General features: G+C 40.9%; 23 protein-coding genes and 3 tRNA genes. 7 read left to right on the plus strand and 19 right to left on the minus strand.

Going from position 1 to position 26023, the window contains the following annotated elements; all coding sequences use genetic code 11:
• Positions 1–9: 9 nt before the first annotated feature.
• Positions 10–1965, minus strand: coding sequence for an excinuclease ABC subunit UvrB (gene uvrB, locus LBN07_03610; GenBank protein ID MDR0850544.1), 1956 nt, complete (start codon positions 1963–1965; stop codon positions 10–12).
• 187 nt (positions 1966–2152) lie between these two features.
• On the opposite strand from uvrB, the gene LBN07_03615 reads away from it, so the two are divergent.
• Entirely contained in the window at positions 2153–2890 is a 738-nt protein-coding gene (locus tag LBN07_03615) for a hypothetical protein (protein ID MDR0850545.1), read from the plus strand.
• A 108-nt stretch (positions 2891–2998) separates the two neighbouring features.
• Here LBN07_03615 and LBN07_03620 read toward each other — a convergent pair whose 3' ends face one another.
• Positions 2999–6670 (minus strand): hypothetical protein, encoded by a 3672-nt coding sequence (locus tag LBN07_03620; GenBank protein MDR0850546.1) that lies wholly within the window; start codon positions 6668–6670, stop codon positions 2999–3001.
• A gap of 397 nt (positions 6671–7067) precedes the next feature.
• Here LBN07_03620 and LBN07_03625 point away from each other — a divergent pair, with 397 nt between their 5' ends.
• Positions 7068–7295: a chorion class high-cysteine HCB protein 13 gene (locus tag LBN07_03625; protein MDR0850547.1), complete on the plus strand. Its 228-nt coding sequence runs from the start codon at positions 7068–7070 to the stop codon at positions 7293–7295.
• Positions 7296–7408: 113 nt separating this feature from the next.
• On the opposite strand, the gene hflX is transcribed toward LBN07_03625, so the two are convergent.
• The 10 genes from hflX to lspA form a co-directional block, all read right to left on the minus strand.
• A complete protein-coding gene (gene hflX / locus LBN07_03630) occupies positions 7409–8491 on the minus strand; it encodes a GTPase HflX (GenBank protein MDR0850548.1) in 1083 nt (360 codons plus the stop codon).
• A 107-nt stretch (positions 8492–8598) separates the two neighbouring features.
• Positions 8599–9333, minus strand: coding sequence for a hypothetical protein (locus LBN07_03635; protein MDR0850549.1), 735 nt, complete (start codon positions 9331–9333; stop codon positions 8599–8601).
• Positions 9334–9494: 161 nt separating this feature from the next.
• Positions 9495–10076 carry a ribosome biogenesis GTP-binding protein YihA/YsxC gene (yihA, locus tag LBN07_03640; protein MDR0850550.1) on the minus strand — a complete coding sequence of 194 codons (582 nt, stop codon included), beginning with the start codon at positions 10074–10076 and terminating at the stop codon, positions 9495–9497.
• Positions 10077–10303: 227 nt separating this feature from the next.
• The gene (gene clpX / locus LBN07_03645; protein MDR0850551.1) at positions 10304–11581 is read right to left on the minus strand and encodes an ATP-dependent Clp protease ATP-binding subunit ClpX; all 1278 of its coding nucleotides are present in this window, start codon (positions 11579–11581) and stop codon (positions 10304–10306) included.
• A 23-nt stretch (positions 11582–11604) separates the two neighbouring features.
• On the minus strand, positions 11605–12198 hold the full coding sequence (locus tag LBN07_03650) for an ATP-dependent Clp protease proteolytic subunit (GenBank protein MDR0850552.1): 594 nt from the start codon (positions 12196–12198) through the stop codon (positions 11605–11607).
• 163 nt (positions 12199–12361) lie between these two features.
• Positions 12362–13639: a trigger factor gene (tig, locus tag LBN07_03655; protein ID MDR0850553.1), complete on the minus strand. Its 1278-nt coding sequence runs from the start codon at positions 13637–13639 to the stop codon at positions 12362–12364.
• Between the two features lie 124 nt (positions 13640–13763).
• On the minus strand, positions 13764–14162 hold the full coding sequence (locus tag LBN07_03660; GenBank protein MDR0850554.1) for a hypothetical protein: 399 nt from the start codon (positions 14160–14162) through the stop codon (positions 13764–13766).
• Between the two features lie 215 nt (positions 14163–14377).
• A complete protein-coding gene (locus LBN07_03665) occupies positions 14378–14638 on the minus strand; it encodes a hypothetical protein (protein ID MDR0850555.1) in 261 nt (86 codons plus the stop codon).
• A 40-nt stretch (positions 14639–14678) separates the two neighbouring features.
• Positions 14679–15602: an RluA family pseudouridine synthase gene (locus LBN07_03670; GenBank protein ID MDR0850556.1), complete on the minus strand. Its 924-nt coding sequence runs from the start codon at positions 15600–15602 to the stop codon at positions 14679–14681.
• The gene (lspA, locus tag LBN07_03675; protein ID MDR0850557.1) at positions 15599–16183 is read right to left on the minus strand and encodes a signal peptidase II; all 585 of its coding nucleotides are present in this window, start codon (positions 16181–16183) and stop codon (positions 15599–15601) included. The genes LBN07_03670 and lspA overlap by 4 nt, the downstream gene beginning before the upstream one ends.
• Positions 16184–16551: 368 nt before the next feature.
• Between lspA and LBN07_03680 the strand changes: the two genes are divergently transcribed.
• Complete coding sequence (locus tag LBN07_03680) at positions 16552–16983, plus strand: cell division protein SepF (protein MDR0850558.1); 432 nt, start codon at positions 16552–16554, stop codon at positions 16981–16983.
• Positions 16984–17124: 141 nt separating this feature from the next.
• Here LBN07_03680 and rpiA read toward each other — a convergent pair whose 3' ends face one another.
• The 7 genes from rpiA to LBN07_03715 all read right to left on the minus strand — a co-directional run bounded on the left by rpiA (position 17125) and on the right by LBN07_03715 (position 24340).
• The gene (gene rpiA, locus LBN07_03685; GenBank protein ID MDR0850559.1) at positions 17125–17820 is read right to left on the minus strand and encodes a ribose 5-phosphate isomerase A; all 696 of its coding nucleotides are present in this window, start codon (positions 17818–17820) and stop codon (positions 17125–17127) included.
• Between the two features lie 139 nt (positions 17821–17959).
• Entirely contained in the window at positions 17960–19546 is a 1587-nt protein-coding gene (locus LBN07_03690) for a M48 family metalloprotease (protein ID MDR0850560.1), read from the minus strand.
• Between the two features lie 11 nt (positions 19547–19557).
• Positions 19558–19956 (minus strand): tail fiber assembly protein, encoded by a 399-nt coding sequence (locus tag LBN07_03695; protein ID MDR0850561.1) that lies wholly within the window; start codon positions 19954–19956, stop codon positions 19558–19560.
• Positions 19956–21869, minus strand: a complete 1914-nt coding sequence (locus LBN07_03700; protein ID MDR0850562.1) for an ATP-binding protein — start codon at positions 21867–21869, stop codon at positions 19956–19958. The genes LBN07_03695 and LBN07_03700 overlap by 1 nt, the downstream gene beginning before the upstream one ends.
• Before the next feature lie 99 nt (positions 21870–21968).
• A complete protein-coding gene (locus tag LBN07_03705; protein MDR0850563.1) occupies positions 21969–23000 on the minus strand; it encodes an RNA-directed DNA polymerase in 1032 nt (343 codons plus the stop codon).
• A 414-nt stretch (positions 23001–23414) separates the two neighbouring features.
• Complete coding sequence (locus LBN07_03710; protein ID MDR0850564.1) at positions 23415–24023, minus strand: four helix bundle protein; 609 nt, start codon at positions 24021–24023, stop codon at positions 23415–23417.
• 240 nt (positions 24024–24263) lie between these two features.
• A tRNA-Arg gene (locus LBN07_03715) sits at positions 24264–24340 on the minus strand.
• 208 nt (positions 24341–24548) lie between these two features.
• Here LBN07_03715 and LBN07_03720 point away from each other — a divergent pair.
• The 4 genes from LBN07_03720 to LBN07_03735 all read left to right on the plus strand — a co-directional run bounded on the left by LBN07_03720 (position 24549) and on the right by LBN07_03735 (position 25879).
• Positions 24549–24634 (plus strand) — tRNA-Leu (locus LBN07_03720).
• A gap of 102 nt (positions 24635–24736) precedes the next feature.
• Positions 24737–24812 (plus strand) — tRNA-His (locus LBN07_03725).
• A 144-nt stretch (positions 24813–24956) separates the two neighbouring features.
• Positions 24957–25457 (plus strand): hypothetical protein, encoded by a 501-nt coding sequence (locus LBN07_03730; GenBank protein ID MDR0850565.1) that lies wholly within the window; start codon positions 24957–24959, stop codon positions 25455–25457.
• Between the two features lie 203 nt (positions 25458–25660).
• Positions 25661–25879 carry a hypothetical protein gene (locus LBN07_03735; protein MDR0850566.1) on the plus strand — a complete coding sequence of 73 codons (219 nt, stop codon included), beginning with the start codon at positions 25661–25663 and terminating at the stop codon, positions 25877–25879.
• Positions 25880–26023 lie beyond the last annotated feature (144 nt).

Below are 26023 nucleotides of genomic sequence, written 5' to 3' on the forward strand. Positions count from 1 at the left end.
AAACCACCTTTAATTATTCAGCTGCAATTTCAGCTGATTTATCCTATCCCTCAGCTTTATCGCGCTTTCAAAGTCAAGCGTCTTAACCGACATATCCATAAATCGCTTCAACCTCTCAATTTCCTGCATAATTTCCTTCCTGCCAAACTTTTCCCTACCCTCAATTTCGCCCGAAATCTCCAGAGTATTTCCCACGCCCTTGATGATGGTCTTTGGCACGATTTCGTGGTCTTTATTATACTTATCCTGCAACTTTCTACGTTCGGCAGTTATGTCCATAGCCCGCTTCATTGAGCCCGTAATCTTGTCGGCATATAAAATAACCTTGGCCTCAGCGTTCCTTGAAGCGCGCCCGATTGTCTGAATAAGCGATTGTTCGCTTCGCAAAAAACCTTCTTTATCTGCGTCCAAAATAGCCACCAGCATAACCTCAGGAATGTCCAGACCTTCTCTTAAAAGATTTATACCTACAATAACATCAAACTCACCGCGCCTAAGCCCATTAACTATCTTTATGCGCTCAAGTGTGTCTATGTCAGAGTGCATATACCGGACCTTTATACCAAAATCCGTGAGATATCCTGTGAGGCTCTCGGCCATCTTTTTGGTCAGCGTCGTTACCAAAATTTTTCCACCCTTACCCACTACATCATGTATATTCTCTATCAAATCATCAATCTGATTTTCAGTTTTGTGCACCTCAACCACAGGGTCCAAAAGCCCCGTAGGACGTATAATCTGTTTGGCCACATTGTCAGCAAGACCAAGCTCATATACGGCAGGCGTTGCCGACACATAAATTACCTGATTAATACGCGCATTAAACTCCTCAAAATTAAGCGGACGATTGTCATACGCCGAGTTTAGCCTAAAGCCATACTCCACTAATGCATCTTTACGTGCTCTGTCGCCGTTATACATGCCCCTGATTTGCGGAATTGTTATATGGCTTTCATCAATAAACAGCAAGAAGTCTTTCTTAAAATAATCCAAAAGCGTAAAAGGAGCCTCACAAGGGCTTCTGCCATCAAAATAGCGCGAATAATTTTCAATCCCGCTGCAGTATCCCAGCTCGCGCATCATCTCAATGTCATAACTCGTGCGCTCACTCAGCCGCTGCGCCTGCAACAGCTTTCCGGCGTCTTCAAAAGCTTTAACCTGCGTTTCTTTATCTTTTTCAATACGCTTCAGCGCTTCTTCAAGCTTAGTCGTGCCCACAGCATAGTGCGTCGCCGGAAAAATCGCCACATGTTTAAGTGTTCCGACAAGCTTTCCTGACACCACATCAAACTCGCAAATGCGTTCAATTTCATCGTCAAAAAACTCCACCCTTATGGCTTTGTCAGTGTAATATACCGGAAAGATATCCAGCGTGTCGCCCTTGGCCCTGAATGACCCGCGCTTAAAATCAATCTCGTTTCGCTCATAGCGTATTTCAATAAGGCGTTTTATAATTTTGCTGCGCTCAAGCTTGTCACCGGCTCTCAAACTTATATGCAAGTCATAATACTCCTGAGGCGCACCCAAGCCGTAAATACACGAAACCGAGGCCACCACAATCACATCATCGCGCTCCAAAAGACTGCTGGTGGTTGAGTGACGCAGTCTGTCAATTTCTTCGTTGATACTCATATCTTTTTCAATATAAGTGTCACTCTTTACAATATACGCCTCCGGCTGATAATAATCATAATAACTCACAAAAAATTCTACCCTATTCTCAGGGAAAAACTCCCTAAACTCGTTGCAGAGCTGGGCCGCTAAGGTTTTGTTATGCGCCAAAACAAGAGCGGGCCTGCCCGCCTGCTTTATAATATTTGCCATGCTAAAGGTCTTTCCGCTGCCCGTCACACCCAAAAGTACCTGGCTTTTAAGCCCGTCACTTAAGCCTTCAACTATGCTTCTCACAGCCTCGGGCTGGTCACCGGCAAGGTTATATTTACTGTGCAGTTTGAAAATATCCATAACATAAATATTATACCATTTTCCCTCAAATATACAAAACAAAAAAACAGCTCACAAAAGTACTCTGCCTGCAGAAAAAATAGACTTGTTCAGTCAAAATTTATCGAAATTAAGTGATTTTAGCTATTGAATTTTATAATAATTTCTGCTATAATAACCAAGCTATAAGGCTTAAAAGGAAACAAAAATGCAAACTGTTGAAACGCAAAAAATAATAGATTATCTAAAAGACCCTTCAATTTTAAGTGAAATTATTAACTACGAACAAGCCCGTCTACAAAAGAACTTCAGAAGTACTCACATGAATAAAAAGTTTTTTGATTTTTTGGTGTTTTATAATCCAAAGCTTTTAAGGCCAATGCTTATTTGCAAAATGGACTTTGGCAAAACGGTAGAACTTGTTGTATACGATGTGCTAAATCCCGAACTGCCAAACAAAGTTGAATATCAGGATATAGGCATGCTTAGAATGAATACAGAGATATATAACAGTTCGATGAAAATAGACCTGCTCAGCATGGAACATAACCTTTTAAATGAAGCGGACTATAAATTTATGGGCATCGGCGGAACCATGATTAAGCTAAGCCAACACATAATGGCAAACAAAGAAATTGATACCCTAGAAATTCAGGCAGGCGCCATAGGAAGTCTTTCTTGTGAGGAAGTTGAAAGAATATATACCCGATGGGGCTTTAAGTCTAATATCATCAACCCCGGTATGCATAAGGCATGGAACCAAACTGATATTCAGGCACTAAAAAACACACCCATAAGCACATTCGACATTCTGCCGCTTGAAAGTCTCACCCCCGAAACACTTGAAGAGCTTAGCGATAAAGCAAAATTTAAATACTTTACCAAGCATCCGTCCCCAATTTATAATCCTTATATCCCCGAACAAGAAACACCTTTTAAAAAATAAATGAACATCAAAAACCGGCATAAGAGTGCACTTGTCTGTCCTCAGAACGCCTTATGAGATAGTACACGCATAACAAAAAACACGGATTATCCGTGTTTTTTATTCTAATTACTTAATTTCAGGCCCGTTCTCTTCAACGTCAGCGTCTGCCTTAGCTTCTTTTGTCTTGGCAACTGTAGTCTTTTTGGCACCGGTACCGCTGGAAGTTACTCCTGCTTTTGCCGGCTGTCCTTTAACCTTTCCGCCTCTGATGAAGTATATAATTACGCCAGCCAAAATCAAGAGAGAAATAACAATAAGAATGGTTCCCAGAACTTCATTTGAAATTCCGCTGGTGCTGCCCTCCACCAAAACGGTGATAGAACGGCTGAATGTTGCGGTGTTTCCTGCCATGTCAGTGCTGGTTACAGTAAGAGTATATCTTCCTGCCTTGTTAAGCGTCCAAGTATATATCTCGCTGTTGTCACCCGTTTGAGTAGCCTCCACTCTCACGCCGCTTTCATCTGTCAGAGCAATAGTGTTAACCTTAAGCTTGGGGTCCGGGTTGGTGTCATCATCATCATTTGAAGCCCTGTCAATGTTGTCGGTAATCAAAAAGTCTGCAAGTGTGTTTATCGAGATAGTTCCGCCGATGGTTATGGTTTCTTTAACTTCCTTTCCTTCAACAAATTCAATTACCGGAGGAATAGTGTCACCCACGGTGATTTGTATAGTCTTGGAGTCTGCAGAGTTGCCGTTGAGGTCTTTTGCAGTATATGTTACCGTATAAGCGCCTCTTCTCGTGGGAGTAAACCAATACTCATTAGCAGTAGTGTCATTTGTATCAAAAATAAGGTTGGTCTTTGAAAGAGCTATCAGTTCAGAACCGCTCATCGTGCTGCCGTCAACTTCTTTAAGACTATAAGTTCTGTCAGGTCCTACAACCTTAGCCTCACCCGTACTTCTAAGTCCGTCCAACTCATAAGGAAGGTCGCTCTGGTCATAAGTGATAAACAACGGAACAGAAATTCTTCCATAAAGTGAAGCATCACTTACGTTGGCAAAGAAAATCTGAATAGCGTCAGTCATAGCGTCACGACCGTCTGTTCTAAGCTCCAAAATAGGCTTACGTGTGTCAACAACTCTTATACTAGCATCCTTAGTGGTCTCATAACCTGCATCATCTATAACTGAATATCTTATAGTATAAGTTCCTATGTTTTCGGGAGTAAATATAGTCCCGCTTACAAGGCTTGCATTTTCAACGCAAGTAATTTGTATTCTGTCTGAAATATCTCCGGGACTTCCACCCACATCATTGTCATGAGCAGTAACATTTCCAAGGTCTTTTCTTGTTCCAAGCTCCATTTCAACCACAGTGCTTGACACTCCGCTGAGTGTCGGGGGCTCGGTGTCGGTCAACTGCTTGATTTGATAAGTGATTGAACTGAAGTTGTTGCCTACGTCAACCGCGGTATAAGTTACAGTATATTTTTCGGCAAAGTTAGGTGTAAAACTAATACCGGGGTGCTGATATTGATATTTGCGTCCGTTGACGTCTGCTGCAACCTCTGTTCTTACGATTTGACCAAGGGTTTGATACCCTGTTACAACATTCCCTCTTTCATCTCTCACAGTCACAGCTATTCTCAGTGATGGGTCGTTGTCAAAGAATGTCACACCGCTTACATAAAGAGGTGCACCTTGTTCATAGGTGTTGGCGGCTCCCGGTCCGGTTACCCCATCAAAAGCCGAGTCATTTCCGTTGGCTACTGTTACAACAGGCCTTACTATGTCATTAGTGTTTTTAACAGATATATTTTTCTTTTGTTCAGTAACATTTCCATAGTCATCGGTAGCTTTGGTCACAATAGTAATCATATCACCGTTGCCCGGAAGCGTCGCAAGTTCATATATAGTGTTTATGCTGTCAAGTGATAGGTCGTCGCTTTTGAAACTAAGCATAGCGCTGTTATCTTCATCTTCACCGATAAAGTATATAGCGTCGCCAATGTTACCACTGCCGTTCAGAGTGATATAATATTGAGTTCTGATATTGGTGTCATAGTTGTCGGTTACGGTAGGTTTTGTAAATCTATATGTCTTTCCGTCTTCAATAAGTGTAGGAAGGTCAACCGGATATGTTACGGTCGGACCAACACTGTCAACCAAAACATCCTTAATGCTGAAAGTGAATGTCCAGCTTGCGCTGTAACCGTTTCCGTCACTTACTCTATATGTTACGGTATAGTCACCCGCAACGGTTATTTTTCCGCCCGGTCCTATAGTAATTGTAGCTAATTCAGCTGCTCTCTTCTGAGCAGTGTCAGCTCCCGCACTGTGATATATTGCGTCCTGCAGGTCTATTTCAGTAAATCCGGCAACAGTTGAGGTAATTCTTCGGGTAAACGTCAGATTTTCAAAAGGTACAACAGTGTCTTCACCATAGATTGCCGGAAAAGATATCTGTATCATGTTAAGCCCATAAGTTGTCGGAACCATCCACTTAGCGTCAGCTCTGTTGATAGTGTCAGCGATTGTAGTGGGATCAGCCGTAAGCTCGGCAGAATAATCCTCAACCACAAAGAGCTTTGGCGCCATGGTGTCTCTTACATTTTCAATGCTGAAAGGCTCTACTTCGGCTTCGTTTCCATAGAAGTCTCTAACCTTATAAGTTATTTTGTATTCACCGTTTTGTTCAGGTATGAAGTAATAACCGTCGTCATCTTTCAAAATCGGAAGAGGTGCACTCAAAGTACTTGCATCAACACGATGCTGAACTGTTATCAAAGTGTGTACGTTAATAGTTGCGTTTGCATCGTTTTTATTGAAAGCCGAAGCCAACGGAAGTCTTACTTTCTCTTTCAGGCTGGCGCTTGTTGCAAGACCGCTTACAGTAAAACCAATGTCAAATGTCTTTTTATAAACAGTGCTTCCTACAACAGTCTTGTTAAGGGTAGAAATAACTGCACCATTAAACAGCACTGCGTATCTTATAATGTTTGTTCCGGCATCAGGCGTAAACTTGTAGTTTCCGCTGCCGTTGTCAGGAAGCTGCACACCGCTGCTGTTGTCAGAAGAAAGTCTCTGGGTGTTAATAACTTCAATCCTAAGCCCATATCCCTGAGCATTGGGATTTGTTGAAAAGTCTATAACATCTCCATTTGCGTCTTTTACAATAGGATTTGGTATAACCACATCTACAACGCCGCTGACCGATCCGCCCAACACATTGATGGGAAGAATGATATTGTCATTAGTATCGCCGGGGTTGTTGCCGGGAATCTCAATCGTAACCTCTTCGCCCACAACATTTATAATAAAAGTCTGGCTGGTGGTTGAATATTCGTTGGCACCGGGCGTAACATAACCAAAGCCTTCGTTGAGGTCATAAGAATATACAACAGTATATCTGTCAGCAGATGTTGGAGTAAACTTAAATCCGTTGCTGGTGTCACTGTCATAAGGTATAACTCTGCCGCTGCTGTCTTTTATGGTAGGCTTAACATTGGGATTAACGACAAAAACATTAGGCACCACACCGGCATCGGCCAGCGTACCTTTTGGCAACGTAATAATATGCCCTACCTTGCTCTGAGTAGGAATAGGATCCATAGAAGTATCAACTGATATGATTGCACCCGTCGCTGTCTTATCTCCTACACCGGGAGCTGTAAAAACTGAATAGCTCCTTGTCTGATAGAACTGCTCTGTTAAACCGCCGATAGGTGGGGCTACTAACGCTCCTCCCATGACGAGTACTAAACTTGATGCAGCCACAATTCTATGAAATTTTTTCATAATATCTCCTTAAAAGCCATTGATTATCAAATAATCAGTATAGATACGGTTATATTACAACAACCACGCAAAAAAGTCAACAAAATATCACCAGATTTTTATAAAACCCTCCGTTTTACTTCTTTAGTGCTGTCTCTAAAAATCGCATCCCAACAGCACCAAAGGCCCGTAGTTTCTTAATTTTTGACAAAACAAATCTATATTAAACAAAAAGAGAACATTTGCAACTGTCCCATAATATCATGATAGTGATATGATTTTTTATAAAAAACATAAAAGTCATATCAACACAAAAGAAGGCAGTCTTTGGGCTGTTGGGTTCTTACAAAAGATAAAAAAACCGATATGCATTGGTGCACAAATGCACTGGGACAAAACTTTGTTGGAGGAAGTACATATGGGCTTTTTTGAAGAAAAAGGCGACTGCGGATGCAACCACGGTTGCGGATTTGGCGGATTTGGCGGAAACAGCTGCTGGCTAATCTTCTTGCTGCTTATTTGCGGCGGTGGATGTGGCGGCGGATGTGGTCACGACAGAAACATGGGCTGCATAGACGTATGTGAACTGTTGTTCATCATATTCCTGCTTGGCATATGCGGTCGCGGCTGTCACAAGAACTGCTAATAAAAGCCGCTTAGTCGGATTTTAAGCAGCCTTGCACAACCAAAACTTAATAAAAACTATCCCCGCATAATGCCGGGGATAGTTTTTTTGACTTTGTTATTCAATAATAAATCTTAAAATAAAATTTTTCCGATTTTTTGCTTCAACTCTTCAATGCCCATATTCTTTTTTGCGGATATCACAATGCCGTCCTTAGGGGGCTTAATATCCCCCATCTTATCACTTTTGTTATAAGCAATGATTTGCGGTATTTTGTCAGCTCCCAAGTCTTTTAAAACCTTGTTTACAACCTCCATCTGGTGTTTATACTCAGGGTTAGTTATATCCACCACAACAATCAACAAGTCGGCTGATGCTGCCTCTTCAAGCGTAGCTGCAAACGCTTCAATAAAAGCATGCGGCAGCTTGTCAATAAATCCAACAGTATCAGTCAGCAGTACCTCTTTGCCATTATCGAGCCACAAGCTGCGGGTAGTTGTTTCAAGTGTGGCAAACAGCTTGTCGTCGGCATAAATTCCCGCTTTAGTGATTAGATTCATAAGCGTACTTTTTCCGGCATTGGTATACCCAACAATAGCCACGCTTTTGGCTCTGTTTACCTTGCGGTTTTGCTGCCGCAGGTGGCGCTGCTCTTTTATTTCTGCTATCTTGCGCTCAAGCTTATAAATATTTTCCTTAATCACACGCTTGTCAAGCTCCAGCTTGGTTTCCCCGGGCCCTCTCATACCAACACCCACGCTGCCGTATCTTCCGCTGGTGCCGCTAATGCCCGCTATTCTGGGAAGCGTATACTTAAGCTGTGCCAACTGCACCTGAAGCCTTCCTTCGTTGGTAGTGGCACGGCCGGCAAAAATATCCAATATCAAAATGGATCTGTCTATTACCTTAGCACCCACGGCCTCACTTATATTGTTTATCTGCGAGCCCGTAAGTTCACAGTCTAAAATCACAACATTTGCCTGAGTTTCCTCCACAAGTATTGCTATTTCTTCCACCTTGCCGCTTCCTATAAGCGTAGCGGGAGTTTCTTCTTTTATGTTCTGAAAACAAAGACCCACCACCTCAAGGCAGGCGGTGTCAGCAAGACTTTTTAGCTCACTTAAAGCAGCTTCTATATCGGTTACCGTCTTATTAAACGAAACACCTACCAGAACCACTTTCTCTTTTGGTTTGGTAGTTTCTTGTATTTTTGTCATATTAATTCTCCCTTGCGGGGATGTCCCCACTGACAGTACTTGCTTTGCCTCAAAATACAATTTGTAATTCAGAGCCCAAGGGCCGATAGTCCTGCCATAATAATATATTAACTGATAAGTGTATTAAATATAACACTAAAGCTGTCTCTTTTTGCCTCTATTTGGGCCTTTGCCACAAAACCCAGAGCATCTATATAATCATAAACAACCACAAGAAACTGCGCCGCTTCATATGCCTTGCGGCTCATTTTTGCCCGCTCAAAGTCGGTCACAGCAGCGTTATAACTTTGTTCAAATGCATCAAGCCGCAAATATATACTGTCATAATTATCCGCTTCAAGTGTATTCTCGCCAACAAACTCCACAAGGCTTGAAATAACAAAATTATCGGGGTCACTCAGGTCAGTCACGGCAAATCTAAAGGCCTCGTCAAGCATATTTATGCTCACCAAAGCCCTGACATAGCGGCTCTTAAGTCTGTTGTCCTCGTTTGAAAGCATAACTTTTTGAAGCATTGTGCCTTCTTTTGTGCTGTTTTCGTTCAAAAAGTCCATGAACTCGTCATATCTTGGCTCTCTCAGCAATATGGGAAAGCATTCCACAATGCTCAGGTCGTTTTTGAATTGAATTGATTTGTTTACTACCAAATAGAGGTCATTTATATTTTTTGTTTTTTCATAGTTGCTTTTATAAAAATAAAGGCTGATATTTCCGTTTACACCATCAAAAATTTTGGCCATAGTGATAGGGCTGAAAATTCCCAGAAGCAACGCTAACAAGCCCACAAAACCAATAAGTGAGCCTAAGGTTATAAAAACACTTCTGACAATAGTTCTTTGCATATAATAATTCTATCACAAAACAAAAAAAACCGCAAAGGGTTTTTCAATTTTCTACATCCCCCATTAACGATAAAATGGTATGTTGCTGTAAAATATTTTTTAAACAAATAATTTTATAACTCACGTATAAACAGCTGTTCTATTAAATATACCTGCATATCTTATTCACTATTTTTTCGTCGTTCAATATCCGCCCATAATTCACTCATCCCTTGACCTGTTTCAGATGAGGTAATTATAATTTCACTTTTGGTTATGCCTAAAGCACTTATGATGGCAGTCACTCGGTTATTTTGCTGTGAGCGGGATACTTTATCTGCCTTTGTAACAACAAAAACAAAAGGGATATTATAAAAATAAAGGAACTTTATCATTTGAATATCTTTTTCAGAAGGCTCTCTGCGTATATCCAAAAGTATATATACACACTTAAGGTTTGCTCCGGTTTTTAGATATTCTTCCATGAGTATTCCCCATTTTTTCTGTTCTTTTTTTGGAGCCTCGGCATATCCATAGCCCGGAAGGTCAACCAGCAAAAATTCCTTGTTTATCAAAAAGTAATTTATAAGCCGCGTTCTGCCGGGAGTATTTGAAGTTTTGGCCAATTTCTTTTGTGTAAGCGCGTTAATAAGACTGCTCTTTCCGGCATTACTGCGGCCGGCAAAAGCAACCTCTTTAAAGCTGCTCTTATAAAAATTTCGGTCAGCCACACTCGTGACAAATTCAGCGCTTCTAATCTGCATCTGCTACTCCTTTAAAGAAATTTAACATATTTTGTTCTGTTATGTCAACAAAATGCAGGTGGTGCCCCGCAGTGAGTACGGTTTTGCACAAAAAACCTTTGGTTTTTTGCAGCACGAAGCAGTAGCTTCGTGCACTGCTGCGCTGGCGCAGCAGGCAAAACCGCACCTTCAGCCTACCACCACATTAACAAAAAAAACCGAGGTTTTCCCCGATTTTTTTAATTCTCTTACGCGCTTGCAACTTCCTTTTCTTTTTTACGTTTTATTTCAGCATCACTTCCTTTGGTTTCAATAAAATCCTTATGAATTATTATGCTGTCAATAGTTTTGTCTTCAGGAGCGATATACATAAGTCCAAGCATACTCTCTTCAAGGATTGTTCTGAGTCCTCTGGCTCCTGTCTTAAGCTTAATTGCTTTTTTAGCAACAGCTCTCACAGCTTCCTCATCAAACACAAGATTGATTCCGTCCATATCAAACATTTTCTTATACTGCTTGGTTATGGCGTTTTTGGGCTCGGTCAAAATCTCTACCAAAGCATCTTCGTCAAGGTCATGTAGCCCTACAATAATCGGCAGCCTGCCCACAAATTCGGGTATAAGCCCAAATTTGGTGAGATCCTGCGGCTGAATATCTTTAATATAGTTATACTTATCTTTCTCACTCCTTCCCCTAAAACCGCTGCCAAAACCAAGAGTAGAATCACTTGTGCGTTTTTCAACAATCTTATCAAGCCCCATAAACGCTCCGCCGCAAACAAACAGCACATTGGTAGTGTCAATAGGTATCATCTCCTGATTGGGGTGCTTTCTTCCGCCCTGAGGAGGAACATTGGCTACAGTACTCTCAATAATCTTTAAAAGTGCTTGCTGCACACCCTCGCCGCTGACATCTCTCGTGATTGAACGGTTCTCACCGCTCCTTGCAATCTTGTCTATCTCATCAATATACACAATGCCGCGCTCGGCCTTGGATATATCATAGTTGGCGTTTTGAATAAGCTTTAGTAAAACATTCTCTACGTCCTCACCCACATAGCCTGCCTCGGTCAAAGTTGTTGCATCACTTGAAGCAAACGGAACCTTCAAAATCTTGGCAAGCGTTTTGGCTATAAGTGTCTTTCCGCAACCCGTGGGTCCAATCATAAGCACATTACTTTTTTCAAGCTCCAAATCATTTTTATCAGCAACATTTTTTGTGTCAAATAAATAATTTATACGTTTATAATGATTATATACCGCAACACTCAAAACCTTCTTTGCTTCTTCCTGCCCAACGATAAACTCGTCCAACGCCTTTTTTATCTGCGTGGGCTTAGGGAGTTCTATTTTGCCGGGATTTCCGCCGCCATGCTTGGTTTCTCTTACAATTTCCTTACAAATGCCCACACACTCGTCACAAATGTGTACGTCGCCGTTAGGGTTTGATATAAGTTTTTTTACCTGCGCTCCGGTTTTTCCGCAAAACGAACACTTCATGTCCTCGTTATTTTCTTTCTCGCTCAAATTAAGCTCCTTCTTATTATTCTTTACTTTCTTTTATAAAATATGTCATCTACAATTCCATATTCCTTGGCTTCTTCGGCGCTCAGCCAAAAGTCGCGCTCACAATCTTTTTCAATCTTCTTAATCGGCTGACCCGTTCTTTCATGAATAAGCTCATAAAGCTTCTTCTTAAGCTTGGTTATCTTTTCGGCATAAATCGAAACGTCCGTCGCCTGCTGATATCCGCTGCCGCCGCCCTGCAAAGGCTGATGAAGCATAATCTCACTGTTGGGCAAAGCATACCTTTTGCCTTTTGTGCCGCCAAGCAGAAGCCATGCTCCGGCCGAGCATGCACGCCCCACCACTATAGTGCTTACGTCACACTTAACATAATCCATGGTGTCAAGCATAGCAAACATAGCAGCAACATCTCCGCCCGGACTATTTATATAAAATGATATATCCTTATTTGGATTTTTAGCCTCAAGATACAAAAGCTGAGCAATAACAGTGTTTGCGGTCTGGTCATTAACTTCCCCTGTCAAAAATACTATTCTGTCCTCCAAAAGCCTTGAATAGATATCATAGCTTCTCTCACCTGTATTTGTCTGGTCCACTACCATAGGTACTAACATAATTTTTCCTCCTTGTTAATTATAACATAAATGTTGAAATTTAACTTCGTTCATAAACGTTTGTGCAAGCACAACAGTTGTCTCACTTCAGTTAAATTATAGCATACTTTGTCTGTCGTATTTTATATATTATTGTTGTTTTTTAAGAGTTTTACTATAAGCATATTTACAAATTATTATTACTTTTTAAAAGTTTTATTACCTTGCCCATCAAAACATTATTTTCAAAATAAGCAAGCTGTTCATCACTGATTGTTTTTTTGATTTCGTCAATCTTTTTGGGATTATCCTTGTTAAATTCATTAAATTTGTCTTCAATGTCTTTATCAGTTACAGTAATTTTTTCTATCCTTATTATTTCTTCAAGCACAAGTCTCAGCTTAACCGTCTTTTTAGCGTCTTCCTTGCGGCTGTCTCTCAGCTGCTCAATACTAAGCCCTGTATAATCAAGATATCCCTGAAGATTGAGACCCTGCATCTTTAGTCTATATTCAAAGTCGGCAATATAATCGTCAACCTGACGCTCCACCAAAATGTCGGGAACTTCAACCTTAGCACCCGCTGCCACTTTATCCAAAAGCTCAAACTCCTGTTTGTGCTCGGCCTCGTGCTTGGCGTGATCCTCTATTTTCTTTTTAAGGTCAGCTTCAAACTCTTTTAGAGTGCCAAACTCACTTATATCACTAATAAAGCTGTCATCAAGCGTAGGCAGAACCTTTTCTTTAACTTCCTTCAATGTCACCGCAAAAACCGCGGGCTTAGCCTTTAAAGTGTCAACCTGATAGTCTTTGGGGAAGTTTACCTTAATGTCTTTCTTGTCCCCCGGCTTCATGCCCACAATCTGGTCTTCAAAGGTGTCAATAAAACTGTGAGACCCGAGCTCCAGCTCATAATTTTCTGCCTGCCCACCTTCAAATTTCTTGCCGTCCACCGTGCCCACAAAGTTAATTGTGGCAAAGTCACCGAGTTTTGCAACCCTTGTTACCTTTTCAAATCTGGCTCTGTTCTGCCGCACCTTTTCAAGTTCATCTTTAACCATCTTATCGGTTATCTTAACCTCAGACTTAGGCACAGTCAATCCCTTATATGCCCCGAGTATGACTTCAGGCTTGGTGTCGATGGCAGCGACAATAACAATTTTATTCTCACTCACCTCTGTTATATTCAAATTTGGCGCATCAATAGGCTCCAGATTTTTTTCTTTTGAAAGTATCTCAAAATAGTACTTAAAAAAGCATCCGTCAAGCGCTGCGTCATAAAAAGTAGTTTCTCCGTAATACTTTTCAATAAGCTTCCTCGGTGCCTTGCCCTTAGAAAAGCCCTGAACCTCATATTTATTTTTAGTTTTTTTATAAGCCTCTTCAATGGCATCAGTCCACTCTTTTCCTTCTAAAGTTATGGTGATTTCGGCCTGCTGTTTTTTTGTTTTTACTGTATACTTCATTTTTCTCTCCTTAAATCTTACCGTCACGGCAGTTTTGCCGTATTAATTATTTTAGCACAAAAAACTCACATTTGTAAACTAAATGTGACGCCTTGCGCTACAAAAAGGAACACTCAGCCCCCTCTTAAACAAATAATCCCGCTATAAGCACTACCAAATAAACCGCAAACAATGCAGCAAGAATTCCAAACAGCACCACCGGTCCCATAGCATCCAGCTTTGACAGCTTACGCTTTTTTATCAGCTTTTTTTTATAAGGAATACTATACACATCCTCATCAAAATCTATTTTGGTGGCATCGAACACACCTTCGTTTTCGGGCTCGTAATCCTTGTTGGCTTCATATCTTTTGTGAAAAGCAAAACACAGCATAGCGCTTGCTACAATAAAAAACAGCACGCCCAAAATCAAAAATATAGGACCTAAAACTCCAAGGCATGCAAATATAATGCCCAAAACCACCAATACCAAAACGGATATATTAAATTTTGACTTAAAAAACTTTTTTATATTCTCTTTCATTTTTGCCCCCTCTCAGCAGGATTTGACCATGTTTTTACTCTTTTTAAGGCTGTAATTCTATTGGTATTACATAACATTTCAATGAACGCTTACTCAAACATATTCTGTGAAAGTGTATATGTGTGTCTATGAACGATTATTAAGACACCGCAGGTGTCGAAGCCCTATTTAAGAGATACACATTTACACTTTCACACTTACATTATACTCATTTTTTAAAACAGCGGAATAATCCTGAACGCTATAATTATGGCAATTGCCATAAGATATAACAGCATCCAGATTATATTACGCTTGCTTCGGGCATACATAAACCCGCCCGCCGCAACAACAAGCATCATACTGATAAAGGCAATCCACTCGCACACCTGACCGGCATAAGTATCGCTGCCCACAAAATACATAATCATTATCGAAACAGCAGTGCAGAACAGCGCCACAAATGCAACAAAATGTATAAGTCTTTTCTGTCTCATATTTTCCTTCCCTCTACCTTATATTTTAACCCTATTTACCTTATAAATCAAGTGTTTTCTTAAGTTTATTAAGCACCTCTTCAAAATATTCGGGCAGGGGTGCAACAAAACTCATAGCCTTTTTTGTTGTAGGATGCACAAATTCCAGCTTATAAGCATGCAGCAACTGCCCCATAAGACCAAACTTGGTGTCTTTTGTACCATAAAGCATATCCCCCAAAACAGGGTGCCCGATGTGAGCCGCGTGCACCCTTATCTGATGTGTACGTCCCGTTTTCAGTTCAAATTCCATATAAGTGAAACCCGCAAACCTCTCAAGCACCTTATATCTTGTTATGGCAAGCCTGCCCTTTCCTTCGGGCACCACAAAAATCTTTTTGCGCTGGTCTGTGCCTCGGTTAAGATATGTTGTCACTTCGCCCTCATCTTTAATAATTTTACCTAAAACCACAGCCCTATAAAACCTCTTGCACACCTTTGTCTCAAGCTGGTGCGACAAGTTTAAGTGTGTCCTGTCGTTTTTGGCTATTACAATCAATCCCGAAGTATCTTTATCCAGCCTATGCACAATCCCAGGCCTTATTTCACCATTTACACCGCTCAGGTCCTTTATGTGATGCAAAAGTGCGTTTACCAAAGTGCCCTCATAGTGCCCGTCCGCAGGATGAACTACCATACCCTGCGGCTTATTGACAACAGCAAGGTCATCATCCTCAAAAACAATGTCAAGCGCTATATCCTGAGGCACAATGTCAGTCACTTTATATTCTATTCTGGCACTTATCTTATCATCAGTTTTAATTTTATACCCCGCCTTAACTCCCGACCCATTAACCAAAACCTTGCCTGCATCAATTGCGTTTTTTATCTGACTGCGGGTAGTACCTTCAAGTTTTTCTAAAACAAAATTGTCAAGACGCTTATCTTTGTCACAGCTGACCGCCAAAATTTCAACTGCTTTCATTTTTCGCCTCCGCCGGATGCCTTTTGAGTACCATTCTTAGTCTCGCCTTGGTTATGCCCATTATCCTGTGCTTTAGTTGCGCCTTCCTTTACTTCGCCGGCCCCAACACCAGCAATGGCCTCGCGACCCTTTGGTTTATATAAAAATAATAAATACACCGCAATCAAAATACATCCGACTGTCAGACTGACATCGGCAAAATTGAATGTAGGAAAAGTCGGCCAGAACTCAAGAAACAAAAAATCACGCACTCCGCCAAGAGCAATTCTGTCAATCAGGTTTCCGATTGTTCCGCCCAGCAAAAAGCCTATCCCAAGCGAATATACCATATTCTTTTTAGTCTTAAACTTAACATCAAAAAATATGACTGCAGCAATAAAAACAAATGCCAGCAAACAGAACAGCCAAATATGCCCGCTTAAAAAGCTCCACGCCGCACCGGTGTTTAAAGGCGCATATCTGATGCCTATCAGATATGGCAAAAACGCCGAAGCCGTATCATACAAAAATATTTTGGTAAGCAAATCAATTAAAATTACTCCCGCCAAAACCGATAAAAAAATAATGTAATGCTTTTTCATGTTTTTATTATAGCATGATAATATATATTTTCAAAGCAAACACAATAACAAAACGACAAAAGCTGCCACTTTGCTGTCACGACAATATCAAATTTGCTTTATAATTGCAATATAAATAAAACCTCTCTCAGCATAAAACCCCAACGCTTATAAACCGCCTTTTTTTCCTTCCCCAATGATGTTGGTCGGCATATGTATATTACTGAACGCTTCTGCAGACCATGGCAGTAATGCACAAATTAAATTTCTTTACTGTCAGAAACCCCTGTGAAGTGACACTTATAAGCCACAAAACAATAAATTTTTGTATACAAATTTGCTGTTTTGTGATAGAATATGTCAAAGTAACACAAATAGGAGAACATTCTATGGGATTATTTGATTTTATTATGAAAGGCGTAGGTTTTGAAGGCGAAGAAGCTCCTAAAAAATCAAAGCACAAAAAAGCAGCCGCAGAACCCACAAGCCTTGACAAATACCAAAACTTTGACAGCGGCCTCGGCAGCACTTTTTCTGCCACTCCGCTTGATGATATGCCCAACATAACAAACATGCCGGGCGGAAAAAACATGGTGATTTATGCCCCTAAAAACAACAAAGACATTCAGCTTTTGGTCGACTTTATGAGACGCCACGAGGCCTGTATTATAAATCTCGGCCTGCTTTCTCCACAAGAAGCAAGCCGCATCCTCGACTTTCTGGCCGGAGCTGCTTACGCCCTTCGCGGTAGCCTAAAAAGACTTCAGGGCGACCTATTCCTGCTCACCCCCGAAGGCGTAAATATAATGACACAGAAATGATAAAAAACTGTCGGTAAATCCGACAGTTTTTTTGTCATTGTGAGGAGTGCACAGGCACGACACGGCAATCTCAAAGTAACATTTCTAAATATGAGATTGCTTCGTCACTTCGTTTCTCGCAATGACATAAAAAGCACTGTTTTATACCCTTATAATCTCCGCATCATAATCAATAAATAACCCGCTTTCAATGACACCTGTAATACACTTTATTTGTTTTTCAAGAGTTTTGTCAATCTTGTCAAACTTTGCGTCAACTATAAGGTTTCCGTTTTCCGTTATCATAGGGCCATCTTTTGATTTGCCCGCAAGACGCAAAGATACACTCTTTGCCCCAAGCATAAGCAATTTTTCTTTCACGCTCATTAAACTTTGCGGCACACATTCAACAGGAACAGCAAATTTTGTGCCGAGAGTTTTTACAAGCTTAGAACTGTCAACAACAATAAACCTTTTTGAAGCGTTTATCATAACCAGCTTTTCATTAAACATAGCACCGCCGCGGCCTTTAATAAGCCAACCATTGGGGTCTACTTCATCAGCACCGTCAAAACACCATTTGGGCTTTTGGGCATTTATATTAGAAGTAGGAATATTAAGCGCCTCACACAAATGCAAAATCTCAAATGAAGTAGGAATAGCGGTAATTTTAAGTCCCCCCGCCACCCGCTTACCAAGCTCCAAAACCGCCAAATAACATGTCGAACCCGAGCCGAAACCGATTACTTCGCCGTCTTGAGCCAAGCCGGCAATCTTTTTGGCTGCAGCAAGCTTACTGTCATAATTTGAAATTTCCTGCGGCCATTCAGTTTCAAACAAATCCTTTTTCCAATCCATATCAAACCTCTATACGACGTATTATACCAAACTCCCGGAGTTTTTACAAACAAATTAAAAGAAAACTAAACCTTAGTTCAGTTTTCTTAATCAAACTCATATTTGTTTGTGCAACTATTTTAAATTTCGACAAGTGAAATTACATTTCCCTTCCCATATCTTGTTGCGGAACGGTTTCAAACTTCATTTTTTCAAGCTCTTCATTGCTTAGCTCAATAACCTTGCCGCCAATGGGCGAAAAATTAGCCTGACCGCCAAACACCAGCCACATAACACCGTCTGCTTTGGTTTTTTGTTTATGGCTTGACCTGCCGTCCAGCTGCCCGTCAGTAAACACTATCTTATTTGTGCGGCACTTTGGGTTTGGAGTAAATGCCGTGGCTGCTGCTTCAAAGTTGGTGCCGTCATCATCCCTTGTTGCACGAAATTCCTCAACCTGCTTTTTTGAGGTTAATTCCTGAAATCCGTGAAAATTTCCGCCGAAACACCCCACTTTTATGTCAGTTTCCTTAAACATAGGCACAAGCTGCAACAAAAAGCCGCGCAGCAATGTGTCACTGATGCTGCCGCTGGTGTCAAGCACTACCTCAGTTGTTGCTCTTCCTTCAACTTCAACATCGTCTACACGCACATTCGGATTATACTTTGACGAACGCCTGTAGACCCATCGCTCTTCCTGCTCTTCAACAGCCTTTACCAAAAGCCGCTTCCATGAAAGCACGGGCTTCACATATTTGGGGTCTTTTATTCCGGCGGTTTCAAAAATGCCGGCAAACGCTGCCTTTGTTCTGACTTTTGTTTCTTCATCGCGCTGAATTTCATTTCGCTCAAACTCGCGGGCTTCGTCAACAGGCCTAGTTATTTCCTTCTTTTCCTGACGCTGCTCAGATTTACTCTCGTCCAGATTTTTTTCATTGGGCTTTCTGTTTTTCATTATTCTGTTAAGCAGGTCTTTTATGCCCTCGGCTTTCCCGCTGTCCTTCTGCTCTTTTTCAGGCTCATTCCAAATATCATGGTCGTCAAAGCCCTCATAATTTTCAAGGTCTATATCATCAAGTCCGCCGCCGATTTTTTCATCGTCTTGTTCAGACTTTTCCGGCTGACCTTCTTGCTTATCCTGATTTTGCGGTTGACTTTTGTCCTGCGGCTGATTTTGCTGTTGATTTTGAGTTTTTTGGTCCTGCCCTTGCTCGCCGGTTTGTGGACTGCCCTCTTTGTTTTGCTGACACTGTTTTTCTTCCTGCTGTTTTTGTTGCTTTTTTACAAGCTTGTCATAAATCGCTTCGGCGTTTCGATATAACCCGTCAGCAATATCCACATGTCCGCTCATAAGCGGCTTGCCATCGTCGCCCATCACAGGATTACCATTTCTGTCAAGCACAGGTTTGGGCTTGGGAGGTTCCAATCCGTCTCTTTTTAAAAAGGCGTTAATGCAGGCATCGGTCGCTATATTCCAAAGCTTCTGATGCTCCTTATCATTGCCTCGCTGAACATGGTTAAAAGCGATATGACATATCTCATGAGCAAAAACGAAGTCCTTTTCGTCATCCGAAAGCTCAGCAAAAAAATCTGGATTATAAACTATCTCCTTGCCGTTTGTGCCTGCGGTTTTAATGTCCTTGCTTGCAATGACATTAACATCAAAAATTTTAGCACCAAACGAGGGATATTTCTCCAGCACCCTTTCTTTTATCTCTTCAATTTCATTTCTTTGTTTTGTCGGCACTTTTTACCTCACTAAATTTTTATGTAAGTCAAAAATCTGCTCAGCTTTGGGTTTATTTTTCTGCCCGTGCTGCTGCTTGTCAAAATAATGCAACAGTTGTCGGGCAGTTTGGCGTTTGAAATTGTGCGATACTTTACAATTTCTAAAAATCTCTCCTGCTCCTCTTCGCTAAGCCTGTCAATATCCTCAAAAACCAGCAGATTAACTTGTTCATTCTTTTTTTCTAAAACTGCATTGTACCAACTTGGAAAAACCGCCCCATTCCTTCCCATAAACACGGCAAACTCGGTTTTGGGGGCGTTAGCCTCAACTACAACTGAATTTTTAAACTGCTTTGAATCAAAGCCCTCGAGCCACAAAGGCGTAAGGTTATCTTTTATATACTCTTTTACCGTTTTAAACTTATCCATTACTGTTCAACCCCCTTATTAAGGTCTAAGGTTTTATCAGTTTGAGTGCCCATCCTTCCGTATTCAATCGAATTATATACCGCATACATCTCTTCGCCGAGCTCATCCTTAATAAACTTCTTCACTATGTTCTTATCATCTTTGGAGGTGTTTAGAAGCGAACCTAAAACAAACATTTGGTCAGAAATGTTTTCCATGGGTATATGCTCATAATCCTTTTTCTTAATATCCTCAACGGTTATTTGCGGGCGCGAAACAAACTCACAAAGGCTGGAAGCAACATCCTTGCCCACCATGTCGGATATTCTGTCCTGACTGATTTTGCCGCGCTTTTCGGCCTTATACAAAACCTCCGAAACCTTTTCCCACTTTCGCGGGTCCAGCGTAGGCTTATGGTCACCTGCCTCGTCATCATATCCACTATAAAGCACTTCAGTGTTGCCCATCACAAATGCCGAAACCAGCGGATGAATTTTTGTCTGTCCGCTGCCGTCAGACTTCATCTCATATCCCCACTCTATCCACGAATGTGTGTCCAGCGGAATTTCTATATGCGAATCAAACCTTCTAAACAGCGGTGCCGGCATGTTATAGGCCGCTGTAGACTCTTCCTTGCTGTTTCCGGCAGCAATCACCACGGCATTGTCGGGGAGCTCCCAAAGGTTTGGACGCACAGTGCGATTAAGCACAATATCATAAACCATGCTCTGGGTTGTTTCTTTGACATTGGTCAGCTCATCAATAAACAAAGCCTGCTTTCTGTTAGGTTCTTTTTTACACTTTTCACAAAGCAGCGTATACCAATAAGGCGGATAAATCATTCCGGGGTCGCCGTTTGGCTCCTTGCCTCCCACTACCTCCTCGGGCATCATGCCGTTTCTGAGCACAATGCTGGTATAGGTGGGGTCAAGCTCATAAACCCTTCGTGATTTTCCCACGCCCGACAGACCATGCAGCATCATGCTGCACCCGTCCTCAAAGTTTTCCAGCATCCTCTCTTTTATGCTTGCCGAGCGCGTGATTTCAAAAGCCCCCTTTCGTTTGGAGTCCCGAGTCGCTCCGTTTTGAGGTGCAGCAGTGTTTTGAACAGCGCTTTTTTGAGGGGTTATATCCTTTGCAAAATGGTTGTTTAAATATGCTCCTCCGTCAGACTTATCCAAGTTTCCGTCATAGGTGCCGCTGTTGTTCATCTGAATACCCGCATACATAGCGTTTTCGGCCACAGCCCATTCCTTGTTGGTTTTTTTGTCTTTCAGAATTAAAAAAGTTACCGGTTCCACTTTTACCCAGTATTCTTTGCCTTCTTCAAATTTTGCTCCGCCGGCCAGCTTATTTTGGTCGCCGCTGTCATATGTCAAAGCCTTGACTTTCACATACTTCTGACCGTCCAGAATATATTCCTCCAGCTCTCTCGGGCTGAATTTTTGTTTATAATATTTTTCTTCGTATTTTGTCGGTACTGAATCTACCGTATACTTCTTACCCGTCTTATTTTTGCCGCCCCCCAACACACTGTTGAGCCTTTTTTCAAGGTCAGAGCCGGGCTCAACCGCTGTCTGCGGATATTCAAGGTTTGATTTATAAGTAGGAACCCCTTCTGCGTTTTTCCCCCTCACTCCGTTCGGGGAGATTGTCAGGATGTCAGAGAACAGCGAAGCTGGACGTGCCGCGGGTCTCCTACTGTATGAGTAATACCAATTTCTAGTTGCGTCGGTGTAGACGGTAATGACATAATCATTATTATGCTTAGAGGCAGACCACCAAACGGAACGACCGTTTGCGGAACTTATATATACACCCAAAAGTTTGGCAAAGTCAGAGGCTCTGCAAGCTGCCCATTTGCTGGCCGGAGGGTCAAAATCCTCCCAGATTTGAGCCTCAGTGGGAAAGGTCCATTTAACAGTTGCAGCCATAACAGTCTCCTCCGTTTCAGTTTTTCTTTTTTAGAAAAACCCATTTTTTTTTATATTTTTATTTTATCACATTTTTTTGTTATTGTAAATACCAAAACATTACTTTTTTGTTTTTTCTGTTTCTACAGCACGTTTCAGCCTCACGCTTTCGTTGCTGTGCTTGAGATGAGCGCTAAAGGCGTTTTTTCGCACTTCAATATAATCATCATCCACAATGTTTTTGGCTCTCAGCTTTAAAAGTGTTTGCAAGTGACGCTTAAGCCTTACCCTTGCCGAACCGCGCAATTTTATTATAACCTTGCCCGTTTGGGTCAGATAATGCCTGAACCCCAAAAAGTCTATGCCGTTTTGAACTCTGCCTATCTGCGTTTTGCGGTTTAAAAAAAGCTTTAGGCTTTGTTCACAAACCTCCTTTATCCGCTTCAAGCAATAATGCAGATATTTTTTGTCACGGTGAATAAGGATAAAGTCATCCATATATCGCACGTACCCCTTAATATGAAGCTCCTCCTTAACAAGCCTGTCGATGGGGTCAAGATATAACAGTGCAAACCATTGGCTGGTTTGGTTCCCCAGAGGCAAACCTACTCCGGTGTAGTTTGGCTGCTCTTTAATCAGCTTTTGAATAAACCACATTTCGTCTGCGCCAAAGCCGCATTTCTTAAGCTTTTCTAAAAGTATATCATGATTGATGCTCTGAAAATATTTTGAAATGTCACACTTAAGATAATAAATCTTATTATCCCCTCCCCGAAAAAACTCCTGCTTCAAAAATTGTTTGAGCCGCTGCATACCAAAATGCGTGCCCTTGTTTTTGCGGCAGGCAGCGTTGTCGTATATCAATCTTTTTTCAAGTCTTGAAAGCAGCGAATTTAAACAAAAACACATCATAACTACCCTGTCTTTATAACTAGGCGCCTCAATCAGTCTTTCTTTGGGGTCATATATCTTAAACTCTTTATAGCCTCCAAAGCCAAACTTTTTGCTGACTAATTCCTTTTCTAATGCGGCCAAAGTTATGCCGAGCGTGGTTTCAAAACGCACAACCTCTCCTTTGTGTTGCTTGGCTCTTCGGCACCGCTTGTGAGCCTCATACAAATTTTCAAAACAAAAAATTTCATTTAAGTTCATTTTATCCCTCACGCTTTGACTGCATTAAAAGAACGCCCCCTTAAACTTATAAAGCACAGGCCGGGCCCGGCATTATTTGTGTGGGCGCTCAATTTCTTCCACCGACACTCGGCGTTTTAGAGTTAATCCAAAAACCATTAGCGGTCAGAAAAGAGAAAAATTCCTTCGCTTTAAGGCACGGATGTATTTTGCTTAAAATACACTTATCTGGCCTGTTTTCTAAATCCGCTCAAAACGGTTTCTTCAAAAGCGAATCTGGACGTGCCGCGGGTTTCCTATTGTTTGATTAATTCCAATTTCTATTTGCGTCGGTGTTGACGGTTCTGACATTATCATTATTATTCTTAGAGGCAGACCACCAAACGGAACGAAACCCAACCATACAATCTTTCCCTTAATTAAAAGCCTTTCGGCCTAAAATCCATTTCTATTTTTCTTCCATCTCTGGTCGTCACTTCTCTTCCATGCCGCAATCAAGTTGATAGCCTCCCCTGTCTGGACAGAAATCTGTTTATACTGCTTTGGCAAAATGCAGCCTGCGCTCTCAGCCACCATGGCAACATACCCAAGCATTTTAAGCCTGATGATTGCTTCTTTTTGCAAGTTCTCACGCTCTTTCTTGTTCTCCCCACTGTCCATCCTCAAAAAGTTTGCCCGCAACAAGTCTTGTAAGGCTTCAAGCACAAAATTCTGCATCCGGTTCACAAACACTCCGCGGAATTTTGCAGGAGACCTTTGAGTAACCAAAATTATATAAGCTCCAAGCTTTTTAATGACAGTTATCACAATAAGGTCACTGCTCTCAGCAGGGATTTTACAAACGCTTTCCCATTCACGGTCGCGCCAAGAGGCATCTTTTTGCGCCTGAGTTTTGTCAAATCTTTGGCCCCTGGCCATAGCCGCAGCATGACCTATTGACACTTCATCTTGAATGCTGTTGATTTTGCCCTCAGCGTCATCAACAGTTTTCGGTATCCTTAAACTCTTATCGCGGTCATGCATTAAATCCCTCTCTTTTGTCACGGCCTATTCTATCACACCTCATTCATTCTTTCAATAGGCAAATATAGAGGCATTTTTTATAACACTCCCTAAAAAACTCCGCAGCATCTGCTTATAAACAAAAAATAAAAGACTGATATTCAGTCTCAATTTTGGTGTACAAAACATACCCGAGGGCATGTTTTGCTACGCTCCGTTCAAATCCCTATAAGCTACAGTCATATAATTATAAATATAAAAAAGAGCATATTTTATACTCTCTGGTGTACCAAGAGGGATTCGAACCCCCGACCCCCGCCTTAGAAGGGCGATGCTCTATCCGGCTGAGCTATTGGTACAGGTGCAATTAATATATCACAAAGCCCGCCTAAAAGCAAGTTTTTTTAATAAATTCTAATCAATATTATATCATCAGTTGCAAAAATAAAGCAAACAAAACCAATGAAGCAAAAGCCAAATAACTAAAATCCTTAAATATAACAAAAAATTATCTGCTTTGCTGATTGATTTTTTATAAAACATATGATATAATACTCTCACCTTAATGCCGCTGTGGCGAAATGGCAGACGCGATGGACTCAAAATCCATTGAGGGCAACTTCATGTCGGTTCGACTCCGACCAGCGGCACCAAACTTGGTTTATGCCAAGTGACAAACACAAAACATAAAACGTAAAATAACATGAAGCACTAAGGATTTCTGCATGTTTTATGTTTTAAGCCTAACACACATGGTGGGTGTAGCTCAGTTGGCAGAGCGCCAGGTTGTGGCCCTGGAGGTCGTGGGTTCGAACCCCATCGCTCACCCCATAACAACACATACATAAGACGGATATAAAAACCGACAAATGTATGTGTTTTTTATTGCAAAAAAATAATTTTTATGCTAAACTGAATTTTGTTAGACAGCTTCTGTAAGCGTATAATTTCTAACCTAAAACATAGGAGGAAATTATGAACGAACAGAACGATTTTTTTTTAAAACTTCCGCATAATAAATTGGAATTTGCAATTTTTGTTACTATTGTTTCTATTATTTCAGTAAACCTGATTGCACCCACAATAGCCTGTTTTGAGCTTGGGTTTGATATTTCTGTTTATTTAGAAACATTAAAAATCTTACCCTTTATTTGGGCAGCAGTAGTAATAATGGTGCTTATAACCTATCCGCTATGTGAATTTCTAACAAAGAAAATAGTGAGGCAAGGAGACAGCTTCCGTACGGTAATAACCATTAATACTCTTGTAACTGTTTTAGTGCTGTCTATATTATTAACAATAGTCTGCACATGGATTGGAGCAAGAAATATTTCTATTGAGCCGTTAATTAACTTTCATTATAAATGGCCAAGAAATTTTACCATAGCTTTGATTATAGAACTTCTAATCGCTCAGCCATTCGCACGATTTATATTATCTGCAATCCACAAAAAACAGGCCAAATCAAAATCATAAAAACTGTGTTATTGGTGTAAATATTTTTACCATTACCTATGCCTTTGCACAACCGAAAGATTGCTGTCATAAAATATTAACAGTCTAAAATCTTCAAAAAATTAACAAATTTCTTGAAAAAATAATGTAAAAAATTGTTGTTTTATTCGTTATTATATGCTACAATATAGCATACAATAAAATTATAAGGGAGGAGTAAAATTATGGCTAAATCCGCATCAACCTATCTTGGAACCGGCTGGATTGTTTCGCTTATCCTATCAATTTTTTTTGGTTGGATCTTTGCGTTCATCCACAGACTTTTGACAGGACACATCATTTCTGCAATTCTGGCTCTGCCATTCCTGTTTGGTTTCATCTTCTGGATTGTTGACTTGGTTTCGCTGATTGCAACCAAAAAGATTTCTTGGCTTTTGTTCTAATAAAACAAATAAAAAACATCGGCTTCTGCCGGTGTTTTTATTTTTACTTCATAATTAAGAGATATTGACAAAAGTATTTCCATGGTGTATCATGTTTATAATCAAATTACAACTACAACCATATTTACAATTTATTTTTTAGGG

The sequence above is a fragment of the Christensenellaceae bacterium genome (genome assembly GCA_031260975.1).
Classification (GTDB): domain Bacteria; phylum Bacillota; class Clostridia; order Christensenellales; family UBA1242; genus JAISKJ01.

What these genes read in the sequence shown, in the direction of transcription:
- LBN07_03620 (MDR0850546.1), bottom strand. Translation starts at nt 6,670, where the DNA reads ATGAAAAAATTTCATAGAATTGTGGCTGCATCAAGTTTAGTACTCGTC.
- LBN07_03615 (MDR0850545.1), top strand. Translation starts at nt 2,153, where the DNA reads ATGCAAACTGTTGAAACGCAAAAAATAATAGATTATCTAAAAGACCCT.
- LBN07_03665 (MDR0850555.1), bottom strand. Translation starts at nt 14,638, where the DNA reads ATGAGACAGAAAAGACTTATACATTTTGTTGCATTTGTGGCGCTGTTC.
- tig (MDR0850553.1), bottom strand. Translation starts at nt 13,639, where the DNA reads ATGAAGTATACAGTAAAAACAAAAAAACAGCAGGCCGAAATCACCATA.
- LBN07_03660 (MDR0850554.1), bottom strand. Translation starts at nt 14,162, where the DNA reads ATGAAAGAGAATATAAAAAAGTTTTTTAAGTCAAAATTTAATATATCC.
- LBN07_03730 (MDR0850565.1), top strand. Translation starts at nt 24,957, where the DNA reads ATGAACGAACAGAACGATTTTTTTTTAAAACTTCCGCATAATAAATTG.
- LBN07_03670 (MDR0850556.1), bottom strand. Translation starts at nt 15,602, where the DNA reads ATGAAAGCAGTTGAAATTTTGGCGGTCAGCTGTGACAAAGATAAGCGT.
- LBN07_03695 (MDR0850561.1), bottom strand. Translation starts at nt 19,956, where the DNA reads ATGGATAAGTTTAAAACGGTAAAAGAGTATATAAAAGATAACCTTACG.
- rpiA (MDR0850559.1), bottom strand. Translation starts at nt 17,820, where the DNA reads ATGGATTGGAAAAAGGATTTGTTTGAAACTGAATGGCCGCAGGAAATT.
- yihA (MDR0850550.1), bottom strand. Translation starts at nt 10,076, where the DNA reads ATGCAGATTAGAAGCGCTGAATTTGTCACGAGTGTGGCTGACCGAAAT.
- LBN07_03735 (MDR0850566.1), top strand. Translation starts at nt 25,661, where the DNA reads ATGGCTAAATCCGCATCAACCTATCTTGGAACCGGCTGGATTGTTTCG.
- LBN07_03705 (MDR0850563.1), bottom strand. Translation starts at nt 23,000, where the DNA reads ATGAACTTAAATGAAATTTTTTGTTTTGAAAATTTGTATGAGGCTCAC.
- uvrB (MDR0850544.1), bottom strand. Translation starts at nt 1,965, where the DNA reads ATGGATATTTTCAAACTGCACAGTAAATATAACCTTGCCGGTGACCAG.
- lspA (MDR0850557.1), bottom strand. Translation starts at nt 16,183, where the DNA reads ATGAAAAAGCATTACATTATTTTTTTATCGGTTTTGGCGGGAGTAATT.
- LBN07_03700 (MDR0850562.1), bottom strand. Translation starts at nt 21,869, where the DNA reads ATGGCTGCAACTGTTAAATGGACCTTTCCCACTGAGGCTCAAATCTGG.
- LBN07_03680 (MDR0850558.1), top strand. Translation starts at nt 16,552, where the DNA reads ATGGGATTATTTGATTTTATTATGAAAGGCGTAGGTTTTGAAGGCGAA.
- LBN07_03625 (MDR0850547.1), top strand. Translation starts at nt 7,068, where the DNA reads ATGGGCTTTTTTGAAGAAAAAGGCGACTGCGGATGCAACCACGGTTGC.
- hflX (MDR0850548.1), bottom strand. Translation starts at nt 8,491, where the DNA reads ATGACAAAAATACAAGAAACTACCAAACCAAAAGAGAAAGTGGTTCTG.
- LBN07_03635 (MDR0850549.1), bottom strand. Translation starts at nt 9,333, where the DNA reads ATGCAAAGAACTATTGTCAGAAGTGTTTTTATAACCTTAGGCTCACTT.